Genomic DNA, 25,636 nt, shown 5'->3' on the forward strand with positions numbered 1-25,636 from the left:
GGCCGTAGAGGGGAACCATCGCGTGGGGATCGAGAGCGACCAGCTGGTCTACGACTACCTGAGCCGGGTCGGCGACCTCGCCCAGCAGCAACAGCTGTCCTCGGGCACCCGGATGAGGCTCGTTTCGGCGTTGCGCGGCGAGATCGACCGGCAACGGGTGAAGCAGGCCGCGGACACGCCGGCGGCGGTGCGCCGCATCATCGGGAAGCTCGGCACCCCCGACGAACTGGTCGCGGCGGCGGCCTCGTCGGCCGACGGGTCACCGTTGCCGCCTCAGGAGCCGGACACGGGCGACGCGCAGGCGGCGGGCATCCCGCGCCCGCGCCGGGCGAGGCTCCGCAAAGACGGTTCACGCAAGGGCGCGTCGGAGGCGTCCGAGGACGTTTCGCGGACCGCGGCCGTGCCGTCCCCGCCGCACCGGGCGGGTTCGGACGAGCTCGGCGCGTCCGGGGACGACACGGACTGGTGGAGCGTGGGCCCGGGCCGGTTCGGCGACACCGGCGAGTTCGGCGCGGGCACCGACGTGCCGGGGTTCCGGGGCGGCGTGGAGATCCCGGCGGTGCTGAGGCCGCCGGTGCCGGTGCCGGACGACGAAGAGGACGAGGACGACGCGTACGAGGACGAGGACGAGGAGGAGGCCGAGGAGCCGCGTCGGCGGCGGCTGCCACGGTTGCGCCGGCGCCGGCGCCGTGAGGACGCCGCGCCGCGCGGCTTCGCGCACCCCCTGCTCCTGCTGGCCGCCGCGCTGCTGGTCGCCGGTGCGGTGATGAACATCCCGCAGAGCCTGCCGGTCCTGGGGGTCGGCTGGCTGCTCACGTACTACTCCCGGACGCTCTCGCGCACGGAGGCGAAATGGGCGGTGATGGGGCTGCCCGGGGTCGTCGCGGCGGGCGCGCTCGTCTGGCTCTGGGGCCGGATGGACGGCCGGTGGGGCGCGCCCATCGCGGAGGGCCGGATGGGTCCGGCGATCGGCGAGGCGTGGCCGTGGGTGCTCCGGGGCGCGGCGGTGGCCTCCGCGCTGTACCTGGTCTGGCGCGCGCGGGGGCCCCGCCCGGGCGGTGGCTGAGGGGCCCCCGTGCGGGGGCGCCGGAGGGACCCCGCCCCCACCCACCGGGCAAAGGCGCCCGCACCCCGCAGGAAACCCGCACACCCCAAGCCCGTCCGGCGATTGAGGACGGAACCCCGCCGCCCCGGTGGGCCGCGCCCCGCGAGGGGACCCGCCCCTCAGGGGACCCGCGTCTCCTCAGAAATGGCGTGGGCGGCTGGGTGGCTGTCTGACCCGGGTCGTACGCCATTTCCTGCGGGGACTCCCCTGCACGCCCCCACCCGGGCCCAGCCGCGTCTGCACACCGGCCCTGCGACTGTCGCAGACGCGAGGCGGCCGGGTCCGGGGGCGTGCAGGGGAGTCCCCGCAGGACGACGAACATCGACCCGGGCCCCTCGCGTACCGGCGGAACGTTCGTCGTCTGAGGAGACGCCCCGGAGGGACCCCGGACCCCCACAACGGGGGTAGCGCGCCGCCCCGCGGGGCACCCGCACCAACCAAGCCCGTCCGGCGATTGAGGACGGAACCGGCCCGCCGGAGCAACCCGCACCCCGCAGGGGACCCCCGCCCCGGACCCGGGCAACCACACCGAGGGGCACCGCACCCCGCAGGGGACCCGCTACGCCCGCCACGGCGGGCCCGGGACGACGAGGGGGGAGCCCGTCACCGGGTCCGGGACGATCACCGCGTCGAGGCCGAAGACGTCGCGGACGAGGTCGGCGGTGACGATGTCCGCCGGGGGCCCCTCGGCGACGATCCGGCCCGCCTTCATCGCGATCAGGTGGTCGGCGTACCGGGCCGCCTGGTTGAGGTCGTGCAGCACCGTCACCACGGTCCGCCCCCGCGTGCCGTCCGCGGCCGGCGCGGCGAGCCGGCGCACGAGGTCGAGGACCTCCACCTGGTGGGCGATGTCGAGGTACGTGGTCGGCTCGTCGAGCAGCAGCAGGTCGGTGTCCTGGGCGAGGGCCATCGCGATCCAGACGCGCTGGCGCTGACCACCGGACAGCTCGTCCACCGAGCGGGAGCCGAGCGCGGTGATGTCGGTGCGTTCCATGGCCGAGGCGACCGCCCGTTCGTCCTCCTGGGACCACTGCTGCCACCAGTGCTGGTGGGGCTGGCGGCCGCGGGCGACGAGGTCGGAGACGGTGATTGCCTCGGGGGCCACGGGGGTCTGCGGGAGCAGCCCGATGGACTGGGCGATCTTCTTCGTGGGGATCTTCGACAGCTCGGTGCCGTCGAGGAACACCGCCCCGCCGCGCGGCTTGAGGAGCCGGCCGAGTGCCCGGAGCGTCGTCGACTTGCCGCAGGCGTTCGGTCCGACGATGACGGTCACCTTGCCGTCGGGGACGGCGAGGTCCAGTTCGTGGACGACGGTGCGGTCCTCGTACGCGAGGGTCAGCCCGCGCACCGTGAGCCGGCTGGTCGCGGCGTCCTGCCGGGTCGTGGTCATGCGTTGCCTCCCGGGCGGCGGCCACCGTGGCCGCGGATGATCAGCCAGATCAGGTACGGGGCGCCGACCGCCGCCGTGAGGACGCCCACCGGCAGTTCGGTGGGGGAGAACAGCCTGCGGGCCAGCAGGTCCGCGAAGACGACGATCACCGCGCCCAGCAGCGCCGAGCAGAGCAGCGGGATCTGCGCGGTGCGGGTCATGCGGCGGGCGATCTGCGGGGCGAGCAACGCGACGAAGTCGACCGGTCCCGCCGTCCCCGTGGCGACGGACGCCAGGATCACGCCGAGCGCGACGAGCCCCAGCCGCACCCGCCCGAGCCGGACCCCGAGCGCGGTGGCCGTGTCGTCGTCCAGGGAGACGGAGCGCTGGGCGCGGGCGGCCCACAGGACGGCGGGCAGCAGGATCAGTAGGGTCCAGCCGAGGGGCGCGGCCTCGTCGTAGCCGCGGCCGTTGAGCGAGCCGGTCATCCAGATCTGGGCCTGCTGGGCGACGAGGTAGTCGCCCTTGGTCAGGAACAGCGTGGTGACGGAGCGGAGCGCGATCGCGAAGCCGATGCCGATGAGGACGAAACGGGTGGCGTGCAGCCCGCCGCGCCATGCGAAGGCGTAGACGAGTGCGGCGGCGGCGACCCCGCCGATCACCGACAGGTACGGCAGCACGGTGTACGAGGTGATCCCGAACGTCATCGCGCCGACCGTGAGCGCGCTCGCGCCCTGGCTGATGCCGATGATGTCGGGGCTCGCGAGCGGGTTGCGGGCCACGGTCTGGATCAGCGCGCCGGCGATCCCGAACGCGAGGCCGACGAGCAGGCCGACGACCATGCGCGGCAGCCGCAGCGTGCCCACGACGAGTTCGGCGGAGGAGGGCCGTCCCAGGACGACGTTCAGGACCTCGGGCGGGGCGACGAAGCTCTCGCCGACGCAGAGGTACGCGACGCAGACGGCGGCCAGCAGTACGACGAGCGAGGCGGCGACCAGGGTGGCCCTGCGGTGGAGGAGGAACCGCCCGCGCGTCCCGATCGTCACGAGGCTGTACCCGGCGGGCCGTACGGCGGCCGTGGGGGCGCTCATGCGGGCACCGCGTTCCGGCGTACCAGCGTGACCAGGAACGGCACCCCGATCAGGGCCGTCATGACCCCGGCGGGTACCTCGCTCGGCGGGAAGAGGACCCGGCCGATGACATCGGAGACGAGCAGCATCACGGGTCCGGTCAGGGCGGCCATCGGGAGCACCCAGCGGTGGTCGCTGCCGACGATGGCGCGGGCGATGTGCGGTACGGCGAGACCGATGAACGCGATCGGACCGGCCGCGGCGACCCCGGCTCCGGTGAGCACGGTGGCGCCGATGCCGCCCACGATCCGTACGGTCGCGATCTTCTGCCCGAGGCCCTTCGCCATGTCCTCGCCGAGCGCGAGCGCGTCGAGGCCGCGGGCGACGCAGAGCACGAGCACCGTGCCGAGCAGCAGGAACGGCCAGATCTGCTGGGCCACCTCGGCCTCGCGGCCGGCGATCGAGCCGACCTGCCAGAACCGGAACTCGTCCAGCGCGGAGGCCTTCGTCGTCAGCACGGCCATGGTCACGGAGACGAGCAGCGCGTTGATCGCGGCGCCGCCGAGCGCGAGCTTCACGGGGGTGGCGCCGCCGCGTCCGCTGGATGCGATGGCGTACACGGCGACGGAGGCGATCGCGGCCCCCGCGAAGGCGAACCAGACGTATCCGGTGAGCGTGTGGATGCCCGCGTAGGCGATGGCCAGCACCACCCCGACCGAGGCGCCCTGGCTGATGCCGAGGATGCCGGGGTCGGCGATGGGGTTACGGGTGATGCCCTGGAGCACCGTGCCGGCCAGGGCGAGGGAGGCGCCGACCATCAGGCCGATCAGGGTGCGGGGCACCCGCATGTTGCGGATGACCTCGGCGGCGTCGGAGTGGCCGCCGTGGAGCAGGGCGTCGACCACCTCCGACGGGGGTATGGAGCGCGCCCCGACGGCGAGGCTGAGCAGGACCGCGATCAGCAGCGCCACGACGGCCGCCGCCGTCGCGAGAGCGCGTCTGGAGCGGCGTGGAGCGGCGGCTGGCATCGGACCCAATCAGCAAGCGACGAGCGACAGACAAAGCTAGGTAAGGCCAAGTAAGGCTTGGCTAAGTCTAAGCGTGGGCTGTCCGGGGGCGTCCGGCGGTGTACCGGGGACGGGTGCGGGCTCGGCACAATGGACGCCATGGCTTCCCACGCACTGACGGTCGGCTTCGACCTGGACATGACGCTCATCGACTCCCGGCCCGGTATCGCTGCCGCCTTCCGGGCCCTCTCCGCCGAGACCGGCGCGTTCATCGACACGGATCTGGTGGTGAGCCGTCTCGGCCCGCCGCTGGAGCAGGAGATCGCGCACTGGTTCCCGGCCGCCGACGTGGCCGAGATCGCCGACCGCTACCGCCGGATGTACCCCACGTACGCGATCGCTCCCTCGCTCGCGATGCCCGGAGCCCGCGAGTCGATCGACGCGATACGCGCGCTGGGCGGCCGGACGATGGTCGTCACCGCCAAGTACGAACCGAACGCCAAGCTCCACCTGGCCCACCTCGGCATCGAACCCGATGTGATAGTCGGGGACCTGTGGGCCGAGGCGAAGGCGGTGGCACTGCGCGAGCACGGGGCGTCGGTGTACGTCGGCGACCACACGGGCGATGTCCGCGGCGCCCAGGCGGCGAACGCCTTCTCCGTCGGCGTGACGACGGGCCCGTGCGACGAGGCGGAACTGCGCGCGGCGGGCGCGGACGTCGTCCTGACGTCCCTCACGGAGTTCCCGGCCTGGCTGAAGACGTACACGGCCGCCCAGTAGCCGGCGGCCGGGCGGCAGCCGGAAGCCCTCGGTGGGCTCAGAGCGCCGGCGCGCCCGGAGCGGTCACAGGTACGGACACATTGCCGACGGCCCGCTTGAACTCGGGGCAGTCGACGATCGGCTCGTGGTCGCAGACGGCCGCGTGGCGCAGACTGTCCCGCAGGCGCGTGAGCCGGCCGACCTGCTCGTCGAGGTCACGGGCCCGGGCGGCCATGCGCGCACGCAGAGTCGCGTCCGACGGCTGCGCAACGAGGAACCGGCCGATCTCGGCGACGGAGAGCCCGGCGCCGCGCGCGCACGTGATCAGCGCGAGCCGGTCCAGCACGTCCGGGTGGTACGTACGCCGCAGGCCGTTGCGGCCCGCAGGGGCGATGAGGCCCTTCCTCTCGTAGAACCTCAACGCCGAGGGCGCCAGGCCGGAGCACTGTGCGACCTCGGAGATGTCCAGCAGCGGTTCGGTCATCGACGCCCCTTGACTTGAATCGCGGTTCAAGTTGCAGCCTAGTCGCCATGAAGATTCATCACTTGAACTGTGGATCCCTCCGGACGATCGAAGCCACGTACGCGGGCCCGCAGCCCGCTCCCGCGGTGAACCACTGCCTGCTGATCGAGACTCCCGCCGACGGCCTGGTCCTGGTCGAGACCGGCCTCGGGCTCGGAGACGTCCGGGACCCGGCCGGCACGCTCGGTGCCGACTGGGTCGGCATGGCCGAGCCCGCGCTCGACGAGGAGGAGACGGCCCTCCGCCAGGTCGCCCGCCTCGGGTACGACCCCTCGGACGTGCGCCACATACTCGTCACGCACCTGGACGTCGACCACAGCGGCGGCCTGCCCGATTTCCCCGGTGCCCACGTCCACGTACTCGCGTCCGAGCTCGACGCGGCACGTGCCGAGGCGCCCAGCTTCCGCTACCGGGCCGCCCACTGGGCGCACGAACCGCGGTGGGTCACGTACGACCCCGAGTCCGGCGAGGACTGGTTCGGGTTCACCGCACTGCAGCCGAAGGGACTCGGACCGGAGATCAGGCTCGTCCCGCTCGGCGGCCACACCGCCGGCCACACGGGGATCGCGGTACGGGACGGCGACCAATGGCTTCTTCATTGCGGCGACGCGTACTACTACCACCGCGAGGTCGGTCCCCTCACGGAAACCCACCCGCTGCTCGACGTCGTCCAGACGAGCTCGCAGGTACACCGCGACCTCCGGATCGGAACCCGGGCCCGGCTCCGCGAACTGCTCCGGGACCACGGCGACCAGGTCGAGACCTTCTCCGCGCACGACCCATGGGAGCTGGCCCGCTACACGGCCGGCGGGGGCGCGGGTGCGCTACCGCTTCGGTGACGCCGCGCGCGCGGAGCGGACCACGCCTGCCGCGGCGATCAGGAAGCCGACGCCCATCAGCATGCAGAGGGACCACGCGATGGACGGCAGCGGGTCAGTGCCGAGGAAGAGCGGGGCCATGGTGGCCAGGGTCGACAGGGCGCCGACGAGGAAGACGATCGCGCCGACGCGGACCAGCCGGTCGCCTGCGCGGGAAGAGGGAGTGCTCACCCCGTGATGGTAGTTCCCGGCGGCGGCCGGCCACTCACAGCGCCGGTGGACGAGGCAAGTGCCGTTTCCGGACAGAGTCCGGATGACCAGGCTTGACGAGGGGTACTTCACCTGTGGAGGCTTCTGCCAGCAGGGGAAGCACGACCACAGGACGGCCTGACCTGCTGAGGGCTTTGTTCCGGCATACGGGTTGAGATGGGGTGCGTGCTTTGCCGACTGGCAAGGTCAAGTGGTTCAACAGTGAGAAGGGCTTCGGCTTCCTCTCCCGCGACGACGGCAGTGACGTCTTCGTGCACTCGTCCGTGCTTCCCGACGGAGTCGACGCACTCAAGCCGGGCCAGCGCGTCGAGTTCGGCGTCGTCGCCGGGCAACGCGGTGACCAGGCGCTTTCCGTGGCGATCCTCGACCCCACCCCGTCCGTCGCGGCCGCCCAGCGCCGCAAGCCGGACGAACTGGCGTCGATCGTGCAGGATCTGACGACCCTGCTGGAGAACATCACGCCGATGCTGGAGCGCGGCCGCTACCCCGACAAGGCGTCCGGCGCCAAGATCGCCGGCCTGCTGCGGGCGGTCGCGGACCAGCTCGACGTGTGAGCGGGGGCCCTCAGACGAACGACAGCGCGTCCGGGCCGAGGGGCGGAACCAGGCCCTCGGCCGCGGCGCGCGTCAGCAGGCCGCGGATCGCCGCATAGCCGTCCTCGCCGAGGTCGGCGGTGAACTCGTTCACGTACAGACCGATGTGCTGGTCGGCGACGGAGGGGTCCATCTCCTGCGCGTGCTCCAGGACGTAGGGGCGCGACGTCTCCGGGTCGTCCCACGCCATCCGGACCGATGTGCGCACCGACTCGGCCAGCAGCTTCAGCGTGTCCGCGCCCAGGGAGCGCTTGGCGATGATCGCGCCGAGGGGGATCGGCAGCCCCGTCGTGTCCTCCCAGTGCCGGCCCATGTCGGCGAGGTTGTGCAGGCCGTAGTTCCGGTACGTGAAGCGCGCCTCGTGGATGACGAGACCGGCGTCGACCTTGCCGTCCCGCACCGCCGGCATGATCTCGTCGAACGGCATGACGACGACCTCGCCGACCCCGCCCGGCACCACTTCGGCCGCCCAGAGGCGGAAGAGCAGGTAGGCGGTGGAGCGCTCGCTCGGCACGGCGACCGTCTTCCCCGTCAGATCCGTGCCCGCCTCCCTCGTGAGGACGAGCGGCCCGCAGCCCCGCCCCAGCGCGCCGCCGCACGGCAGCAGCGCGTACTCGTCGAGGACCCAGGGGAGTACGGCGTACGACACCTTCAGCACGTCCAGTTCGCCGCGCTCGGCCATGCCGTTGGTGACGTCGATGTCCGCGAACGTGACGTCGAGCGCGGGCGCGTCGGGGACCCTTCCGTGTGCCCAGGCGTCGAAGACGAACGTGTCGTTCGGGCACGGCGAGAAGGCGATCCGCAGCGGGTCAGGAGTCGTGTCGGTCATGGTGGATCCAGCCTTCCAGTACGGGGATGAGCGTCCCGAACGCCCCGGTGAGCGCGGCCAGCGCGTCGCCGATGCGCCAGGCGTCGCGGTCGCGGGGGCCGACGGCGTTCGATACGGCCCTGATCTCCAGGACGGGGATGCCGGCCAGGTCGGCCGCCTCCGCCACCCCGAAGCCCTCCATGGCCTCGGCCACGGCGCCGGGGTGTGCGGCGAGGAGGGCGGCGGCGCGGCCGGCGCTGCCGGTCACCGTGGAGACGGTGAGGACGTCGCCGGTCACCGCGTGGGTCGCGCCGGCCACCGCCCTCACCAGCGAGCGGGGCGGGAAGTGCCAGACGCGGCCGAAGCCGAGTCCGGTGACGGGCACGAAGCCCGCCGGGGTCTCCGCGCCGAGGTCGGCCGCGCCGATGCGGCCGGCCACGACCAGGGAGCCGACGGGGGCCACGCCGGTGAACCCGCCGCCGATTCCCGCCGAGATCACCAGGTCGTACGTGTCCGAGGCCAGCGCGAACGCCGCCGAGGCCGCCGCGGCGGCCGGTCCCGCCCCGCCCGCGACGACGTCGTAGGGGCCCGCACGGTGGATCTCCGCGCCCCGCACCCGGTGCACGGACACCTCGCCATCGGGCCCGGACGCACGCGTGACCGCGTCCCGTTCCACCGGGACAGCGGTCACGACAAGCACACGCACGAGGGGAGTCCTCCGAGGTCAGGAGGGGATCAGTCGGTCTTCTTGAGCTCGAAGTGCCAGACGCCGGTCAGCTGCTTGCCCTTGGTCTCCACGATGCTGATCTGCGTCTGCTTCATGGTCTCGCCGGTCTGGCTGGAGAAGAAGGCGCTGCCCGGGATCGACCGGTAGGTCTTCTTGTACGGCTCCTGCTCGGCCTGCTGGCCGTTGATGAAGAGGGTCCAGCCGTTGTCCGCGACCTCGGGGTCGACGCCGAAGCGGACCTTGTCGTCCATCGCGACCTTGACGGTCTTCTCCGCCTTCTTGTTGAGGCAGCCCTCGATCTCGGATTCCTTGAGCGGCTTGCCGTCGTTGTAGCAGGACGCCTCGGCAGTCACCGAGTTGTCGCCGACCGTCACGGTGGCGAGCGGCGTCGGCTTGTCGCAGGCGGACAGGACGAGGAGGCCCGCGGACACGGCACCAAGAGCGACGCCGATTCGACGGCCCTTACCTGAGAAGAACGCAACGGTCATGGGCCGAAGGCTATCGGTCGCCCCGGCTCACGCCACGCGGGGGTGCGGCGAGCCGCGCCGCGCGGCGGCCAGCAGACCCCGTACGGACGCTGCGGCGCCCAGTGCGAGGATGCCCGAGGCGACCGACATGCCCAGTACTCCGTTGAGGGGGAGGGCGATCCCGATCGCGCCGCCGGCCACCCAGGCCATCTGGAGCAGCGTCTCCGAGCGGGCGAAGGCCGACGTCCGCACCTCCTCCGGCACGTCGCGCTGGATCATCGCGTCCAGCGACAGCTTCGACAGGGCCTGGGTGAAACCCGCCATGGCCGCGAGCGCGGCGACCATCACCGTGCTGAAGAAGACGGCGGCCAGCACGGCGACGCCCAGGGCGAGACCCAGCACCGAGGCGATGATGATCTCGGGGCCGCGGGCCCGGAGCCAGGAGCCGACGGCGGTCCCCAGCGCGTTTCCCACCCCGGCCGCCACCCCGACGATGCCGAGCGAGATCGCGGCGCTCTGCCCCGCCAGCGGGTGCTCGCGCAGCAGGAACGCCAGGAAGAAGATCAGGAACCCGGAGAGCGCCCGGTGCGAGGCGTTGGCCTGGAGCCCGTGCAGAACCGACGGGCCCACGGACCGCAGTCCCGGCCGCTTCTCCTTCTCGCCGTTCTTCTCCTTGCCCTTGGACTTCCGGAGCGGCTCGGGCCGGTCGGCGCCCTCGCCGTGCGGCGGCACCAGGTGCGCCTTCCGCTCGCCCTTCGCGGAGTCCACCTTGTGCGGCAGCGTGAAGGCGAGGACCGCGCCGCCGCCGAAGATCGCGCACGCGCCGTACAGCGGCCACGGCGGTCCGATGGTCTGCAGCCCCGCCCCGATGGGCGCGGCGACGCCGGTCGCCAGGAGACCGGCGAGCGTCACCCGCGAATTGGCCTTCACCAGGGAGAAACGGGGTGGCAGCAGCCGCGGTACGACGGCGCTTCGCACCACTCCGTACGCCTTCGAGCACACCAGTACGCCCAGAGCGGCCGGATACAGCTCCAGGCCACCGGTCGCGACCGCCCCCGACATCGTGAGCGCCAGGAGTGCCCGGGCCAGCATGGAGCCCGCCATCGCGGCGCGGCGGCCGTGCGGCAGGCGGTCCAGGAGCGGGCCGATGACCGGGGCGAGGAGGATGAACGGCGCCATGGTCACGGCGAGATACAGCGCGACCCGGCCACGCGCCTGGTCCGTCGGTACGGAGAAGAACACGGTCGACGCGAGCGCGACGGTGATCATCACGTCCCCCGCGCCGTTCACCGCGTGCAGTTCGATCAGCTTGCCCAGACCCGACTCCCCGGCCCCGTGGGCGTGGGTCGCCTTGCGGATGCCCCGGGCGGTTCCGGTGAACGGGGTGTGCAGGGCATGACCGATCGACCGGCCCGTTCTGCGGAGCGGGCCGGATGCGTCGTGCGACCTGGCAGAAGCCACTTGGTCATACTGCCCCAGGACCCGGCGTCACGAACCGAGAACGGGGCGAGGCGCGGTCGGTACCGCCCCGTCGGGTCAGTGATCGGCCAGGTCGCAGGGGGTACGGAGGCCTGGAACGGGGTGACCGGAGCGCGCGATCCGGCATCGGATGCGGCGTCGTTTGGGACGGGCAGGTGGGCGGGGGGCGGCGGAGAGGGTAGCGTGCGTAGCGCGCCACCGGCGGTTGTTCTTGGCCGCGCGCCTCTCGGCGATCCCGCAGAATGGATCGCAGAAGGTGCGCCCGAGGCAGGCACAACGGGTGTGGACGTCGACGCGGCCCCCAGGTCCGCTCCGCCCGCAACCGTATGGCCGAAATCGATGGATGTGCTGGCGCGCTCGTGAGACTGGCGTAGGAGAGAAGCGAGACCTGTGAGTGCTGCGACGACGCGAAGCCGTACGGCCCGTACCCCCGTTCCCGACCGCTTGTGCGCCGAGGCCGTAGACCTCGCCCGCGCGGCGGCCCAGGAAGCGGCCGCGCCCGGGGTGGTGGGTGAGCATGTGGCCGTGGTCCCCGAGGGGGACCGGGTCGTCACGCACTACTTCGAGTGCGAGGACCCGGCCTACCGGGGCTGGCGCTGGGCGGTGACGGTCGCCAGGGCCTCCCGCGCGAAGAACGTCACGCTGGACGAGACGGTTCTGCTGCCGGGCACCGACGCGCTGCTCGCGCCGGAATGGGTGCCCTGGAGCGAGCGGCTGCGGCCCGGCGACATGGGGCCGGGCGATCTGCTGCCCACCGAGGCGGACGACCTGCGCCTGGAGCCGGGCTACACCGGCGAGGACGAGGTCCCGCCGAACTCCCCGGTCTCGGGCGAGCTGGCCGACCTCGTCGAGTCCGAGGACGCGGAACTGACGACGCGCCCCGACCCGCCGCGCCGCGGTTCGATCGCGGCGGTCGCGGACGAGCTGGGCATGAGGCGTGCGCGGGTGCTCTCCCGGTACGGGCTCCACATCGCGGCCGACCGCTGGGACGAGGGCTTCGGCGCGAAGACGCCGATGGCTCAGGCGGCCCCGGCGACGTGCGTGTCGTGCGCCTTCCTGGTGCCGCTCGCAGGCTCGCTGAAGCAGGCCTTCGGGGTGTGCGCGAACGAATTCGGTCCGGCGGACGGGCACGTGGTGTCCCTGTCCTACGGGTGCGGCGGGCACTCGGAGGCGGCGGTCATGCCGAAGCCGCCGAAGCCGGCGCCGCATGCGCTGGACACGATGCAGGTGGACGAGTACCCGTTGCGTCCTTCGCGTGATTCCGGCTCCGTCCCGGCGGAACCGGACGCGCCCACGGAGGACCTCGGCCACTCCTGAGCCGGTCCCCTGCGGGGTGCGGGTCCATCTTGGTGCGGGGTTCCGTCCTCAATCGCCGGACGGGCTTGGTGCGGGTGCTCCGCGTTGCGCGGGGGTGCGCCCCACCCCGGTGGGTGGGGGTCCGGGGTCCCTCCGGGGCGTCTCCTCAAACGACGAACGTTCCGCGGGTACGTGATGGACCCGGGTATCTGTTCGTCGTCCTGCGGGGACTCCCCTGCACGCCCCCGGACCCGGCCGTCCCGCGTCTGCGACAGTCGATTCGCCGGCGTACAGGCGCAGGGCGGCCTGGGTGGGGGCGTGCAGGGGAGTCCCCGCAGGAAATGGCGTACGACGGGGGTCGGATGTCCACCTGGCCGCACATGCCATTTCTGAGGAGTCTCCCCGGAGGGACCCCACCCCCACCCACCGGACAGGGGCGCCCCGCGCAACGCGGAGCACCCGCACAAAAAGCCCGTCCGGCGATTGAGGACGGAACCCCGCGCCCCGGACCGGGGCAACCCCGCGAGGGGGCCCGCACCCCGGACCGGGAAGCGCACACTGGGCAGCGCGGGGTACAAGTACCGACCACGGACAAGGGAGACGCATGGATGCGACGGAGCGGGCCGACCCGTTCGGAACCGCGCGGCTGCGACGCGGCGTGCTCGATGCCTGGGGCGCCGGCCCCGCCCGGTTCCGGGAGGACGCCAACGCCGAGGAGGACCTCGCGCTCGGCGGCTACCGCGACCGCCTCGTCGTCGAGCTGGCCCAGAACGCCGCCGACGCCGCGGCCCGCGCCCACGTACCCGGCCGGCTCCGCCTGACCCTGCACCCGGCGAACGGCGCCGCCCCCGCCGTGCTCGCCGCCGCGAACACGGGCGCGCCCCTGGACGCCTCCGGCGTCGAGTCGCTGTCCACGCTGCGGGCGTCCGCCAAGCGCGAGGGCCATGACGGGGCCGTCGGCAGGTTCGGCGTCGGGTTCGCCGCCGTGCTCGCGGTGAGCGACGAACCGGCCGTCGTCGGCCGGCACGGCGGCGTGCGCTGGTCCCTCGCCGAGGCCCGGGACCTCGCCCGTGAGGCAGCCGGCGGCAGCCCCGGGCTCGGCGACGAACTGCGCCGCCGGGACGGCCACGTACCGCTGCTGCGGCTTCCGCTGCCCGCCGAGGGCACCGCCCCCGACGGCTACGACACCGTCGTCGTCCTGCCGTTGCGCGACGGTGTCGCCGAGGACCTGGTCGGCCGGCTGCTCGGCGCCGTCGACGACGCGCTGCTCCTCACCCTGGCCGGTCTCGAAGAGATCGTCGTGGAGACCCCGGACACCGTACGGACGTTGCGCCGCTCGCAGCACGGCCCGTACACGCACATCGAGGACTCCGCGCACGGCACGAACCGCTGGCGGACCGTCGCCCACCACGGACCCGTCGAGCCCGCCCTGCTCGCCGACCGGCCGCTGGAGGAACGGCTGCGCCCGCACTGGTCGGTGACGTGGGCGGTGCCCGTGGACGCGGAGGGCGCCCCGGTCCACCCCCGTACCGCCCCCGTTGTGCACGCGCCGACGCCCACCGACGAACCGCTCGGCATTCCCGCGCTGCTCATCGCCTCGCTGCCGCTGGACACCACCCGCCGGCATCCCGCGCCCGGCCCGCTCACCGACTTCCTGGTGCAGCGCGCGGCCGACGCGTACGCGGAACTGCTCGCCGACTGGCAGCCGGTGACCGTCGCCACCATCGGGCTCGTGCCGGGTCCGCTCGGCAAGGGCGGACTGGACGGAGCGCTGCGGGGCGCCGTACTGGAGCGGCTGCCGCGCGTCGCGTTCCTGGAACCGGCCGCCCCGCGCGACCCCGCCGCCGAGCCCGACCGGTGGGACGACTGGGACGCGGGGACGGGGAGCGCCCGCAAGGCGACCACCGCGCTGCGGCCCATGGAGGCCGAGGTGCTGGAGGGTGTCGGGGCCGGGACGGTCGCCGTGCTGGCGGAAGTGCTGCCCTGCCTGCTGCCCGCGGGTCTTGAGCGCCGCAGCGAACTGCGGACGCTCGGCGTCGCCCGGCTGCCGCTGACCGAGGCGATCGACCGGCTCGCGGGTCTGGAGCGCGACCCCGGTTGGTGGCGGCGGCTGTACGACAGCCTGGCCGGGGTCGAGCCGGACCGGCTGTCGGGCCTGCCGGTGCCGCTGGCCGGGACGGTGTCCAAGGGGCCGGGCCCGGAGGCCCCGCTCGTTCCGCGTACGACGATCGGGCCCCGGCAGGTCCTGCTCCCGCTGCCCGACGCGCTGACCGGGCCCGTCCTGGAGCGGCTCGGCCGGCTCGGGCTGAAGGTCGCGCATCCGGACGCCGCGCACCCGCTCCTGGAGAAGCTGGGCGCCCTGCCCGCCACACCGCGTGCCGTGCTGACGACCCCGCAGGTGCGGGCCGCCGTCGCCGGTTCGCTGGACGCGGGCGAGATCTGGGACGAGGACGCGCTGGACGGCGACGAACTCGTCGAGACCGTCCTCACCCTGGTCCGGGACGCCGACCTGGCGCCCGGTGACGAGCCCTGGCTCGGCGCGCTCGCCCTGCCCGACGAGGACGGCGAGCCGGCGCCGGCGGGTGAACTGGTGCTGCCCGGCAGCCCGTTCGCCGCCGTCATGCGCGAGGGCGAACTCGCCCACTGCGACGCGGACCTGGCCGAGCGCTGGGGCGAACAGCCGCTCACCGCCTGCGGGGTGCTCGCCACCTTCGCCCTGGTCCGGGCCACCGACGTGGTTCTGGACCCGGACGAACTCGAGCCCCGCGACACGGACTTCGCCGAACCCGACGACGCCGGACTGCTCGACGCCGTCGACGTGTGGTGCGAGGACATCCTCGATCAGCTCCCGGACACCCCGGTGCCGCCGGTCGCCACCGAGATCGTCGCCGTCCGCGACCTCGACCTCGTCGACGACGACGCCTGGCCCCAGGCGCTCGCCCTCCTGGCGAGGCCGCCGCTGCGGGACGCGCTGACCCAGCCGGTGCGGGTGCTGCTCCCGGACGGCACGACGCAGTCCGTTCGCCCGTACACCGCCTGGTGGCTGCGCGATCACCCGGTGCTGGACGGCCGCCGCCCGGCCGGTCTGCGCGCCCATGGCGGGGACCCGCGTCTGGCGGGCCTGTACGACTCCGTCGACGCGACCGGCTTCGACGACGCGCAGGTGCTGCGCGCGCTCGGCGTACGGACCTCGGTCGCCGCGTTGCTGGACGAGCCCGGCGGGGCGGCCGAACTGCTCGGCCGGCTCGCGGACGAGGACCGCCCGGTCGGTCCCGTACAGCTGCATTCCCTGTACACGGCGCTCGCCGATCTCGATCCGGAGCAGGTCACGCTGCCGGACGAGTTGCGGGCGGTCGTCGACGGTGAGGTGCGGGTCGTCGACGCGGCGGACGCGGTGATCGCGGACGCCCCGGACCTGCTGCCGCTGACCGCGGGCGTGCCGCTGCTGCCCGTCGCACCGGCGAGCGCGGCGGAGCTGGCCGAGCTGTTCCAGGTCCGGCGGCTCGGCGAGAGCGTCGAGGCGGAGGTGACGAGCGAAGGGGAGGAGCACCTGGTCCCGGACCCGGTGCGCGTCCTGCTCGGCCCCGGTACCCCGGTCACGTACGTCGAGCACGGCGAACTGCGCGCGGGCGGCGTCGAACTGGACTGGCGCCGCACCCCGGACGGTGCCGTCCACGCCTCGACCCTGGAGGGCGTCGCGGCGGGCCTGGCATGGGCGGCGGGCCAGTGGCCCCGCCGCTTCGAGGTCGCGGCCCTGCTGGAGGACCCTTCCCGCACGGACGAACTCGCCCGGGACCGCTGGTTCGACTGACGGGGGCCATGCCCTACGCGGGAAAGCGGCGGCTCACCAGCCGCCAGGCGTACTCCAGGGCGGCCGAGGCCACCACGGCGATGGCCACGGCCGTCCACGGCATCGTCGTCCCCACGAGTTTCAGGGCGAAGAAGTCCTGGAGCCACGGCACCACGAGCACGATCAGGAACGCCAGGCCCATCGCCGCCACCAGGCAGATCCGCCACCAGGTGTAGGGCCGGGCGATGATCGCCAGGACCCACATCGAGACCAGGAACAGCGTGAGGGTGGCCGCGCTCGTCTCCGCGTCCAGCGCCCCCGTGCCGGAGTAGTGGCTGCGGGCGATCAGGTACATCGTGAAGGTGGCGGCCGCCGCGATCGTGCCCGACGGGATCGCGTACCGCATGACGCGGCGCACGAAGTGCGGATGCGCCCGCTCCTTGTTGGGCGCCAGGGCCAGGAAGAACGCCGGAACGCCGATCGTCAGCGTCGACAGCAGCGTCAGATGGCGGGGCAGGAACGGGTACTCGACCTGGAAGCAGACCACCAGGACGGCCAGGAGCACCGAGTAGACGGTCTTCGTCAGGAACAGGGTGGCGACCCGGGTGATGTTGCCGATGACCCGGCGGCCCTCGGCGACGACGGACGGCAGTGTCGCGAAGCTGTTGTTCAGCAGCACGATCTGGGCGACCGCCCGGGTCGCCTCCGAGCCCGAGCCCATCGAGACGCCGATGTCGGCGTCCTTGAGGGCGAGGACGTCGTTGACGCCGTCGCCCGTCATCGCGACGGTGTGCCCCCGGGACTGGAGGGCTGCGACCATCTCCCGTTTCTGCTGCGGGGTGACGCGGCCGAAGACCGCGTTCTCCTCCATGGCGGTGGCCATCTCGTCCGGGTCGGTGGGCAGCCGCCGCGCGTCCAGGGGGTGCTCGGCGCCCGGCAGCCCCAGCTTCGCGGCGACGGCGCCGACCGAGACGGCGTTGTCCCCGGAGATCACCTTCGCGGCGACCCGCTGGTCGGCGAAGTAGGCGAGGGTCTCCCCGGCATCGGGCCTCAGCCGCTGCTCCAGGACGATCAGCGCGCTCGGCAGGGCCCCGTCGGCGACGCCCGGGGCGTCCAGTTCGCCCCGGGCCCGGGCCAGCAGCAGGACCCGCAGGCCCTTCTCGTTGAGCTGCTCGATCTCGGTGAGCGCCGGGTCCGCCTCGGGCAGCAGTACGTCGGGGGCGCCGAGCAGCCAGGACGAGTCACGGCCCCCGCCCTCGTCGAACGCGGCGCCGCTGTACTTGCGGGCCGAGGAGAACGGCAGTGTCCCGGTGACGGCCCACGCCTGGCCTTCGGGGACCGGGTAGGTGTCGATGATGGCCTGGAGGCTGGCGTTGGGCCGGGGGTCGGAGGCGCCGAGGGCGCCGAGCACGCGGCGCAGGTACGCCTCGTCCGCCCCGTTCAGCGCGCGGACCTCGGTGACGTCCATGCCGCCCTCGGTGAGGGTGCCGGTCTTGTCCAGGCAGACGACGTCGACCCGGGCCAGTCCCTCGATGGCGGGGAGCTCCTGCACCAGGCACTGCTTGCGCCCCAGCCGTACGACCCCGATCGCGAAGGCGACCGAGGTGAGCAGGACCAGGCCCTCCGGGATCATCGGCACGATACCGCCGACGGTCCGGGCGACCGAGTCCTTGAAGTTGTTGTCCTTGACGACGAGCTGGCTGATGATCAGGCCGATCGCGGTCGGGATCATCATCCATGTGACGTACTTGAGGATGGTGGAGATGCCGCTGCGCAGTTCCGACTGGACGAGCGTGAAGCGGGACGCCTCCTCGGCGAGCTGCGCGGCATAGGCCTCGCGGCCGACCTTGGTGGCGGTGAAGGCCCCGCCGCCGGCGACGACGAAGCTGCCGGACATGACGGGGTCGCCCGCCCGCTTCAGTACCGGGTCGGCCTCGCCGGTGAGCAGGGACTCGTCGATCTCCAGGCTGTCGGCCTCGGTGACCGTGCCGTCCACGATCACCTTGTCGCCGGGGCCGAGCTCGACGAGATCGCCGAGGACGATCTCGGAGACCGAGACCTCGGCGGCCACTCCGTCCCGCCGCACCGTGGGTTTCGCCTCGCCGATGACCGCGAGGCTGTCCAGGGTGCGCTTGGCCCGCCACTCCTGCACGATGCCGATGCCGGTGTTGGCGATGATCACGAAGCCGAAGAGGCTGTCCTGGATCGGCGCCACGAACAGCATGATCACCCAGAGCACGCCGATGATCAGGTTGAACCGGGTGAAGACGTTGGCGCGGACGATCTCGGTCACGGACCGGGAGGAGCGCACCGGTACGTCGTTGACGTCGCCCCGGGCGATCCGCTCGGCGACCTCGGCCGCGCTCAGCCCGCGCGCGGTGGCCGGGGCGGGCAGGTCCACCGGGTGGACCGGGTCCAGTTCGGAACCGGCGTCGATCTTCACCGGCCGGCCGGCGGCCGGGGGTCCGGAGGAACCGGTCGGCTGGTCCCCGGAGGGATCGAGTGCCCGCTGAGTCATGGTTCCGACCGTACGGGCGGAACGTCCGGTTCACCTGCCGGGAGGCCGGAAGATCAGACCGGGGGAGGAGGGGAATGGTCCCCTGGCAGTACGGGCCGGGCGGGCCGTCCCTCTCAGGCGGTGGGGCCAGCGGCGGGACCAGGGGTGTCCGTGGGACCAGGGGTGTCCGAGGAGGCGTCGGCCGCCGCCGCGGCCCGCTTGAGCGCCGCGTCGCGGCCCCGCACGTACCAGATGCCGATCAGTCCGAGTCCGGCCCCGGCCAGACACGTCCACACCCACCACACGTGTCCGTGGTCGTCGAACCAGCCGTAGAACGGGAGCTGGACCAGGAAGAGGACGAACCAGAGGATCGTGCCGCCGGTGATGGTCGCGACGACCGGCCCCTCCAGGGGCTCGGGTGCCTCGTGCTTCGGTGTCCACTTCGCCATGCGGCCAGTGTATGCGGCGCGTACATAAGTGCCGTCGGGCCAGTCGGCGCACGGGTCTACGCGCGGAGATAGCGATCTTCGCCTTATGTATTCATACTGAATCTGCTTACGACTGTCTCGAATTATTCGTGTGAAAGTCCAAAGCTGACCACTTTTAGACCTGTTTTAGGCCTGTCTCATCTCCCCTCCGCACGACTACTGAGGTCATACATGTCCCCCTCGGCCACCGCTCCGGTCGACTCCACGCCGCCCCCGTCGCCGACGCCGACCGGTGGTCTGGACGGTTTCTTCAAGATCTCCGAGCGGGGGTCGTCGGTCGCGCGCGAGATCCGCGGCGGCTTCGCCACCTTCTTCGCGATGGCGTACATCATCGTGCTGAACCCGATCATCCTGGGCAGCGCGAAGGACATGTACGGCCACCAGCTCGACAGTGGCCAGCTGGTCACCGCGACGGTGCTGACCGCGGCGTTCTCCACCCTGCTCATGGGTGTCATCGGCAACGTGCCCATCGCCCTGGCCGCGGGCCTCGGCGTCAACACCGTCGTCGCCCTCCAGCTCGCCCCCCGGATGAGCTGGCCCGACGCGATGGGCATGGTCGTCCTCGCGGGCATCGTGGTCATGCTGCTCGTCGCGACCGGGCTGCGGGAACGCGTGATGAACGCCGTACCGACCTCGCTGCGCAAGGGCATCGCGATCGGCATCGGTCTGTTCATCCTGCTGATCGGCCTGGTCGACTCGGGCTTCGTCTCCCGCATCCCGGACCTCGCCCACACCACCGTGCCGCTCCAGCTGGGCAACGACGGTCACCTCAACGGCTGGCCGGTCCTGGTCTTCGTCCTCGGCGTGCTGCTCACGCTCTCGCTGATCGTCCGCAAGGTGCCGGGCGCGATCCTGATCTCCATCGTGGCGATGACGGGCGTCGCGCTGATCATCGACGCGGTCACCGACCTGCCGGCCACCGCCTGGGGCCTGACCGTGCCCGAGTGGCCGGGCAACCCCGTCGCCTCGCCCGACTTCGGGCTGATCGGCGACGTCAGCCTCTTCGGCGGCTTCGACAAGGTCGGCGTCCTGACCGGCATCCTGTTCGTCTTCACCGTGCTGCTGTCGTGCTTCTTCGACGCGATGGGCACCATCCTGGGCGTCGGCGACGAGGCGAAGCTGACCGACAAGGACGGCAACTTCCCGGGCATGAACAAGGTGCTGTTCGTCGACGGCATCTCGGTCGCCGCGGGCGGCGCGAGCTCCGCGTCGGCGGGCACCTGCTTCGTGGAGTCCACGGCGGGCGTCGGCGAGGGGGCCCGCACCGGCTTCGCGAGCATCGTCACGGGTCTGCTGTTCACGGCTGCGCTGTTCCTCACGCCGCTGGCGACCATGGTCCCCTCGCAGGCGGCCACTCCGGCGCTGCTGGCGGTCGGCTTCCTGATCATCGCGGGTTCGGTGCGGGACATCGACTGGAGCGACTACACGCTCGCGATCCCGGCCTTCCTCGCGATGGTCATGATGCCGTTCACGTACTCGATCACCAACGGCATCGGGATCGGCTTCATCACGTTCTGTGTGCTGCGGCTGGCCGTCGGACGCGGTCGTGAGGTCCCGGTGGCCATGTATGTGGTGTCGGCGGTCTTCGTCTTCTACTACGCGATGCCGGCGCTCGGCCTCACGTAACCCGGGAAGGAAGGGATACGGAAGCGGCCCCACGGCCCGGGAGGTCTCCGTCAGGTGACCTCCCGGGCCGTGACCTCCTCCGCTCCGTAGAACTTCTCCGTCTCCTCGACGGCCGCCTGGAAGCGCTCGTCGAAATCGTCGCGAAGGAGCGTCCGGACCACATAGTCCTGGACGCTCATTCCGCGTTTGGCGGCGTGCTGCTTGAGCCGGTCGAGCAGCTCACCGTCTATCCGCAGGCTGAGCACTGTCGATCCCATGGCAAGCAGGGTTACGTCCCGCGGGCCCGACACGCGTGACTTTCCGGATTCGACTCACTCGTTTGGGTGATCAATTGGTGCTCTGGCCCGCGCGCGTACCACGGGCTGTCTTTAGGGTAGGTAATGAGTTAAGCTAACAACATGCCTGACCTGATCCACGACAGCGACAGTGCCGCCGCCGTGAGCTCCCTTCGTTCCGCCGTCATGCTGCTCGGCCGGCGCCTCAAGCACCAGCGCGTCGACGAGTCGCTGAGCCCCACCGAGATGTCGGTGCTCGCCACACTGGCGCGCTGCGGATCGGCCACCCCCGGTGAGCTGGCCCGCAAGGAGCATGTGCAGCCGCCGTCGATGACCCGCATCGTCGCGCTGCTGGAAGCCAAGGGACTGGTCAGACTGGAACCGCACCCCGATGACCGTCGTCAGAAGATGGTCAGCCAGACCGAGCAGGCCGAGGCCATGCTCGCCGAGAGCCGCAACAAGCGGAACGCCTGGCTGACCACCCTCGCCGAAGGCCTGGACGAGGACGAGTGGGAGACGCTGCGCAACGCGGCGCCCGTGCTGGAGAAGCTCGCCCACCTGTAGCGGAGCGGGCCGCGCCGGACAGCAACCGGCGCACCGCCCCACCGCCGCATCCCCGTCAGCCCGCGCATTGTCCACGCCCGAGGAGGCGAACCCTTTTGAGTACGGGATCCGGAGCAGACTCCGCCCCCGCACCGACTTCCACCCACGAGAGCAAGCCCGGCGGGACCTTCTCGTCGCTGAAGATCCGCAACTACCGCCTGTTCGCCACGGGCGCCGTGATCTCCAACACCGGCACCTGGATGTCCCGCATCACGCAGGACTGGCTCGTTCTGAGCCTCACCGGGTCCGCCGCCGCCGTCGGCATCACGACGGCTCTCCAGTTCCTCCCCATGCTGCTCTTCGGCCTGTACGGCGGCGTCATCGCCGACCGTCTCCCGAAGCGCAAGCTCCTTCTCTTCAGCCAGGCGGCACTCGGCCTGTGCGGGATCGCGCTCGCCGTCCTCACGCTCTCCGGCATGGTCGAGGTGTGGCACGTCTACCTGATCGCCTTCCTGCTCGGCATGGTCACGGTCGTGGACAACCCGGCCCGCCAGGCGTTCGTCTCCGAGATGGTCGGCCCCGCCCAGCTGCGGAACGCGGTCAGCCTGAACTCGGCGAACTTCCAGTCCGCCCGGCTCGTCGGCCCCGCCGTCGCGGGCGTGCTGATCACCTCCGTCGGCAGCGGCTGGGCGTTCATGTTCAACGGCCTGTCGTTCCTCGCACCCCTCGTCGGCCTGCTGATGATGCGTACGAGCGAGCTGCACAAGGCCGTCGTCGTCCCCCGGGCCAAGGGACAGCTCCGTGAGGGACTGCGTTACGTCTCCGGGCGCCCGGAGCTCATCTGGCCGATCGTCCTCGTCGGCTTCGTCGGCACGTTCGGATTCAACTTCCCGATCTGGCTGACGGCCTTCGCGGACGAGATCTTCCACGGCGGCGCCGGGATGTACTCGTTCTTCAACATCCTCATGGCGGCCGGCTCCCTCGCCGGCGCGCTCCTCGCCGCCCGCCGCCGCTCCTCGCGGCTGCGGATGCTGGTCGCCGCCGGTACGGCCTTCGGTGTGCTGGAGATCGTCGCCTCCCTGGCGCCGTCCGTATGGATCTTCGCGGTCCTGCTCGTCCCGATCGGCATGATCGGCCTGACGACCAACATCAGCGCGAACACCAGCGTGCAGATGGCTTCGGACCCGGAGATGCGTGGCCGGGTGATGAGCCTGTACATGATGGTCTTCGCCGGCGGTACGCCGGTGGGCGCCCCGATCGTCGGCTGGATCAGCGACGCGTACGGCGCCCGGACCGGCATGGCGGTCGGCGGGGCGTTCTCCCTGGTGGCCGCGCTCGGCGTCGGCTTCATGCTGGCCCGCGTCGGCGGCCTGCGCCTCAAGGTCGACCTGCGACCGGGCCGCCCGCACGTGCGGTTCGTCCCCCGCGAGCAACTGGCGACCGCGGCCTGAGAGCCGCCTGCCGCCGTGCTACGGCCCCGCCCGGGACTCGGGCGGGGCCGTACGCGCAGGGGGCGTCAGTCGCGGGGGAAGCCGCCGGTCTCCAGGGTGAGGCCGACGACGGTCGCGGTGAGGTCGATCGGCGTGCCGAAATCGAAGCTCAGCGTCCCGCGGTACTCGTCGTCCTTCGGGAGCGTGTGGAGGTGCCACTTGCCGGTGTACGGGTCGACGATGACGTACACCGGAACGCCCGCGGTGGCATAGGTGGCCTTCTTCGAGCCGTAGTCGTTGGCCGCGGTCTGCTTGGAGATCACCTCGGCCACGAACTCGATGTCCTGGTAGCGGCAGTGGCCGTTGGCGGCCGGCGCCGACCCCTCGGCCAGGGCCACGACATCGGAGGCGAAGCCGTTGAGCCGCCCGGGGAAGTCGATGCGGACGTCGGACATCAGCTGTTCCCTGGGGTACCTGGCGCGCAACTGCTCGACGAGGTCGAGAATGATCTGCCAGTGCGTGCGCCGTTGCGGCGACATGTAGATGTTCCCCTCGACGATCTCTACCTTGAATCCCTCGGGGGTGGGCTCAAGCCACTCGAACATCATGTCCAGAGTGCGCTCGTCGCTGGTGTCGGCCATCTCGATCCTGTCGGTGTCCACGACGGTCATCGTGCCCGCTCCTCCTCGCTGCCGCACGGGCGCGGGCAGCCGCGTAGTACAACGATACTCACGGGGCGCAGGGCACGCCGGGGGGCTGACAGACTCGGCGCATGAGACTCTTCGCCGCCGTCCTGCCACCGGTTCCCGCCATCGAGGACCTGCGCCGTGCGGTGGTCCCTCTGCGTTCGCTGCCCGGCGCCGACACGCTGCGGTGGACCGGGACGGCCGGCTGGCACTACACGCTGGCCTTCTTCGGGGACGTCGACGAGGAGCTGCTGCCGGACCTGTACAGCCGGCTGGAGCGAGCCGCGCACCGGACCGAGCCGTTGCCCCTGCGGATCCACGGGGCCGGCCGGTTCGACGGGCGGGCGCTGTGGGCGGGGGCCGCGGGAGGGCTCGACACGCTGCGGCTGCTGGCCGAGCGCGCGCACGCCGCCGGCCGCCGGGCCGGGGTGCCGATGGAGGAGCACCGCCGCTACGCCCCGCACCTCACCCTGGCCCGCAGCCGCGTCCCGGCCGACCTCACCCCGTTCACCGCGGCCCTGGGGGAATTCGAGGGGCTGCACTGGGAGGCCGGGGAGCTCAGCCTCGTACGCAGCAGACTTCCGGTGGACGGGGTGCCGGGGGAGCAGCCCCGGTACGACGTGGTGCGGGCCTGGCCGCTGGGGCGGTGAGCGCGGGGCCGTGTGCGCGGCAGCAGGGAGGCGGCGAAGTCCGCCCCCGGAGGTGCGTTGCTCAGCCCTTCACGGCCACGTGGTACGCGGACACCCACAGCGCCACTGCGGACCCCAGACCCACCACGGCCCGCACGCTCTCGTCCGACAGGCCGGCCGCGGCAGGTGGCACGAGCCTGGCGGCCGGGGCGGTGGGCGGGGCGGTTACGCTCGTGGGGTGGACCCGAAGACCAGAAACCGCATTATGGCGGCCGTGCTCGTGCTGATGTTCGTCGTTGTGGCAGCGGCGGCCGCCCTCGGCTGATCAGCCCGCCGGGGACGGCCGCGCGAGGCCGGTTCCTACCAGGCGAAGTTCTCCGGCGACGGGCCCGGGCCGGGGAAGATCTCCTCCAGCGCGCCCAGCACCTCCTCCGAGAGCTCCAGCTCCACCGCGCGCAGCGCGGAGTCGAGCTGTTCCCGCGTCCGAGGACCCGAGATCGGCCCGGTGACGCCGGGCCGGGTCAGCAGCCAGGCCAGGCCCACCTCGCCGGGCTCCAGGCCGTGCTTGTCCAGCAGGTCCTCGTACGCCTGCACCCGCTCCCGCACCTTCGGGTCGGCCAGCGCCTCGCCCGAGCGGCCCGAGACGGACCGGGCGCCGCCGCCGTCCCGCTCCTTGCGGAGCGCGCCGCCGAGCAGCCCGCCGTGCAGCGGCGACCAGGGGATGACCCCCAGGCCGTACTCCTGGGAGGCCGGGATGACCTCCATCTCGGCGCCGCGCTCCATCAGGTTGTAGATGCACTGCTCGCTGACCAGCCCGTAGCTGCCCCGCTGCCGCGCCCGCTCGTTGGCCTGGGCGATCTTGTAGCCGGAGAAGTTGGACGAGCCCGCGTAGAGGATCTTGCCCTGCTGGATCAGTACGTCGATGGCCTGCCAGATCTCGTCGATCGGGGTGGCCCGGTCGACGTGGTGGAACTGGTACAGGTCGATGTGGTCCGTCTGCAGCCGCTTCAGGCTGGCGTCGACGGCCCGGCGGATGTTGAGGGCGGACAGCTTGTCGTGGTTGGGCCACGCCTCGCCGTCGGCGCCCATGTTGCCGTAGACCTTGGTGGCGAGCACGACCTTGTCGCGGCGGTCGCCGCCCTGCGCGAACCAGGTGCCGAGGATCTCCTCGGTGCGGCCCTTGTTCTCGCCCCACCCGTAGACGTTCGCGGTGTCGAAGAAGTTGACGCCCGCGTCCAGGGCGGCGTCCATGAGCGTGTGACTGTCGCTCTCGTTGGTCTGGGGGCCGAAGTTCATCGTCCCCAGGACGAGGCGGCTGACCTTGAGTCCGGTGCGTCCGAGCTGCGTGTACTTCATGGGGACAAGCCAACGCCTTGGAGTC

The 25,636-nt window shown here is 72.2% G+C and carries 24 protein-coding genes; 10 read left to right on the forward strand and 14 right to left on the reverse strand.

The window, feature by feature from the left end:
- The first annotated feature begins 22 nt into the window (after positions 1-22).
- Positions 23-1,066 carry a hypothetical protein gene (locus ABTX18_RS29405; RefSeq protein ID WP_352125799.1) on the forward strand — a complete coding sequence of 348 codons (1,044 nt, stop codon included), beginning with the start codon at positions 23-25 and terminating at the stop codon, positions 1,064-1,066.
- A 598-nt stretch (positions 1,067-1,664) separates the two neighbouring features.
- On the opposite strand, the gene ABTX18_RS29410 is transcribed toward ABTX18_RS29405, so the two are convergent.
- From ABTX18_RS29410 to ABTX18_RS29420, 3 genes are read right to left on the reverse strand one after another with little or no spacing between them, the layout of a single operon-like run.
- A complete protein-coding gene (locus ABTX18_RS29410) occupies positions 1,665-2,495 on the reverse strand; it encodes an ABC transporter ATP-binding protein (protein ID WP_352125800.1) in 831 nt (276 codons plus the stop codon).
- On the reverse strand, positions 2,492-3,565 hold the full coding sequence (locus ABTX18_RS29415; RefSeq protein ID WP_352125801.1) for a FecCD family ABC transporter permease: 1,074 nt from the start codon (positions 3,563-3,565) through the stop codon (positions 2,492-2,494). Before ABTX18_RS29415 ends, ABTX18_RS29410 begins: the two co-directional genes overlap by 4 nt.
- On the reverse strand, positions 3,562-4,572 hold the full coding sequence (locus ABTX18_RS29420) for a FecCD family ABC transporter permease (protein ID WP_352125802.1): 1,011 nt from the start codon (positions 4,570-4,572) through the stop codon (positions 3,562-3,564). The genes ABTX18_RS29415 and ABTX18_RS29420 overlap by 4 nt, the downstream gene beginning before the upstream one ends.
- Before the next feature lie 138 nt (positions 4,573-4,710).
- Between ABTX18_RS29420 and ABTX18_RS29425 the strand changes: the two genes are divergently transcribed.
- Complete coding sequence (locus ABTX18_RS29425) at positions 4,711-5,331, forward strand: HAD family hydrolase (protein ID WP_503061230.1); 621 nt, start codon at positions 4,711-4,713, stop codon at positions 5,329-5,331.
- Between the two features lie 37 nt (positions 5,332-5,368).
- Here the strand turns inward: ABTX18_RS29425 and ABTX18_RS29430 are convergent, their stop codons facing one another.
- Positions 5,369-5,794 carry a MerR family transcriptional regulator gene (locus ABTX18_RS29430; RefSeq protein ID WP_352125804.1) on the reverse strand — a complete coding sequence of 142 codons (426 nt, stop codon included), beginning with the start codon at positions 5,792-5,794 and terminating at the stop codon, positions 5,369-5,371.
- A 47-nt stretch (positions 5,795-5,841) separates the two neighbouring features.
- On the opposite strand from ABTX18_RS29430, the gene ABTX18_RS29435 reads away from it, so the two are divergent.
- The gene (locus ABTX18_RS29435) at positions 5,842-6,672 is read left to right on the forward strand and encodes an MBL fold metallo-hydrolase (protein ID WP_352125805.1); all 831 of its coding nucleotides are present in this window, start codon (positions 5,842-5,844) and stop codon (positions 6,670-6,672) included.
- Here the strand turns inward: ABTX18_RS29435 and ABTX18_RS29440 are convergent.
- A complete protein-coding gene (locus tag ABTX18_RS29440) occupies positions 6,658-6,882 on the reverse strand; it encodes a hypothetical protein (protein WP_352125806.1) in 225 nt (74 codons plus the stop codon). The two genes, ABTX18_RS29435 and ABTX18_RS29440, sit on opposite strands and share 15 nt — an antisense overlap.
- A 209-nt stretch (positions 6,883-7,091) precedes the next feature.
- On the opposite strand from ABTX18_RS29440, the gene ABTX18_RS29445 reads away from it, so the two are divergent.
- Complete coding sequence (locus ABTX18_RS29445) at positions 7,092-7,475, forward strand: cold-shock protein (protein ID WP_352125807.1); 384 nt, start codon at positions 7,092-7,094, stop codon at positions 7,473-7,475.
- A gap of 10 nt (positions 7,476-7,485) precedes the next feature.
- Here ABTX18_RS29445 and ABTX18_RS29450 read toward each other — a convergent pair whose 3' ends face one another.
- The 4 genes from ABTX18_RS29450 to ABTX18_RS29465 are packed head-to-tail and all read right to left on the reverse strand — an operon-like array spanning position 7,486 to position 10,977.
- Complete coding sequence (locus tag ABTX18_RS29450; protein ID WP_352125808.1) at positions 7,486-8,343, reverse strand: 1,4-dihydroxy-6-naphtoate synthase; 858 nt, start codon at positions 8,341-8,343, stop codon at positions 7,486-7,488.
- The gene (locus ABTX18_RS29455) at positions 8,324-9,028 is read right to left on the reverse strand and encodes a futalosine hydrolase (RefSeq protein WP_352125809.1); all 705 of its coding nucleotides are present in this window, start codon (positions 9,026-9,028) and stop codon (positions 8,324-8,326) included. Before ABTX18_RS29455 ends, ABTX18_RS29450 begins: the two co-directional genes overlap by 20 nt.
- Before the next feature lie 29 nt (positions 9,029-9,057).
- Positions 9,058-9,537 carry a DUF2771 domain-containing protein gene (locus ABTX18_RS29460; protein WP_352125810.1) on the reverse strand — a complete coding sequence of 160 codons (480 nt, stop codon included), beginning with the start codon at positions 9,535-9,537 and terminating at the stop codon, positions 9,058-9,060.
- Between the two features lie 27 nt (positions 9,538-9,564).
- Complete coding sequence (locus ABTX18_RS29465; protein WP_352125811.1) at positions 9,565-10,977, reverse strand: MFS transporter; 1,413 nt, start codon at positions 10,975-10,977, stop codon at positions 9,565-9,567.
- 408 nt (positions 10,978-11,385) lie between these two features.
- Here ABTX18_RS29465 and ABTX18_RS29470 point away from each other — a divergent pair, with 408 nt between their 5' ends.
- Together ABTX18_RS29470 and ABTX18_RS29475 are read left to right on the forward strand one after the other, a co-directional pair.
- On the forward strand, positions 11,386-12,312 hold the full coding sequence (locus tag ABTX18_RS29470) for a DUF3027 domain-containing protein (protein ID WP_352125812.1): 927 nt from the start codon (positions 11,386-11,388) through the stop codon (positions 12,310-12,312).
- 583 nt (positions 12,313-12,895) lie between these two features.
- A complete protein-coding gene (locus ABTX18_RS29475) occupies positions 12,896-16,102 on the forward strand; it encodes a sacsin N-terminal ATP-binding-like domain-containing protein (protein ID WP_352125813.1) in 3,207 nt (1,068 codons plus the stop codon).
- A gap of 13 nt (positions 16,103-16,115) precedes the next feature.
- On the opposite strand, the gene ABTX18_RS29480 is transcribed toward ABTX18_RS29475, so the two are convergent.
- Positions 16,116-18,599, reverse strand: coding sequence for an HAD-IC family P-type ATPase (locus ABTX18_RS29480; protein ID WP_352125814.1), 2,484 nt, complete (start codon positions 18,597-18,599; stop codon positions 16,116-16,118).
- Positions 18,600-18,712: 113 nt separating this feature from the next.
- Entirely contained in the window at positions 18,713-19,027 is a 315-nt protein-coding gene (locus ABTX18_RS29485; protein ID WP_352125815.1) for a DUF2530 domain-containing protein, read from the reverse strand.
- 210 nt (positions 19,028-19,237) lie between these two features.
- Between ABTX18_RS29485 and ABTX18_RS29490 the strand changes: the two genes are divergently transcribed.
- On the forward strand, positions 19,238-20,692 hold the full coding sequence (locus tag ABTX18_RS29490) for an NCS2 family permease (RefSeq protein ID WP_352125816.1): 1,455 nt from the start codon (positions 19,238-19,240) through the stop codon (positions 20,690-20,692).
- Between the two features lie 50 nt (positions 20,693-20,742).
- On the opposite strand, the gene ABTX18_RS29495 is transcribed toward ABTX18_RS29490, so the two are convergent.
- Entirely contained in the window at positions 20,743-20,949 is a 207-nt protein-coding gene (locus tag ABTX18_RS29495; RefSeq protein WP_352125817.1) for a ribbon-helix-helix protein, CopG family, read from the reverse strand.
- Between the two features lie 141 nt (positions 20,950-21,090).
- Between ABTX18_RS29495 and ABTX18_RS29500 the strand changes: the two genes are divergently transcribed.
- Both ABTX18_RS29500 and ABTX18_RS29505 read left to right on the forward strand, forming a co-directional pair.
- On the forward strand, positions 21,091-21,531 hold the full coding sequence (locus tag ABTX18_RS29500; protein ID WP_136328961.1) for a MarR family winged helix-turn-helix transcriptional regulator: 441 nt from the start codon (positions 21,091-21,093) through the stop codon (positions 21,529-21,531).
- 95 nt (positions 21,532-21,626) lie between these two features.
- On the forward strand, positions 21,627-22,961 hold the full coding sequence (locus ABTX18_RS29505; protein WP_352125818.1) for an MFS transporter: 1,335 nt from the start codon (positions 21,627-21,629) through the stop codon (positions 22,959-22,961).
- Between the two features lie 65 nt (positions 22,962-23,026).
- Here ABTX18_RS29505 and ABTX18_RS29510 read toward each other — a convergent pair whose 3' ends face one another.
- Positions 23,027-23,611 (reverse strand): Uma2 family endonuclease, encoded by a 585-nt coding sequence (locus tag ABTX18_RS29510; protein ID WP_352125819.1) that lies wholly within the window; start codon positions 23,609-23,611, stop codon positions 23,027-23,029.
- 101 nt (positions 23,612-23,712) lie between these two features.
- Between ABTX18_RS29510 and thpR the strand changes: the two genes are divergently transcribed.
- A complete protein-coding gene (gene thpR / locus ABTX18_RS29515) occupies positions 23,713-24,276 on the forward strand; it encodes an RNA 2',3'-cyclic phosphodiesterase (protein ID WP_352125820.1) in 564 nt (187 codons plus the stop codon).
- A gap of 339 nt (positions 24,277-24,615) precedes the next feature.
- Here thpR and ABTX18_RS29520 read toward each other — a convergent pair whose 3' ends face one another.
- A complete protein-coding gene (locus ABTX18_RS29520; protein ID WP_352125821.1) occupies positions 24,616-25,611 on the reverse strand; it encodes an aldo/keto reductase in 996 nt (331 codons plus the stop codon).
- Positions 25,612-25,636 lie beyond the last annotated feature (25 nt).

Source organism: Streptomyces sp. NPDC096323 (assembly GCF_040302845.1).
Lineage (GTDB): Bacteria > Actinomycetota > Actinomycetes > Streptomycetales > Streptomycetaceae > Streptomyces.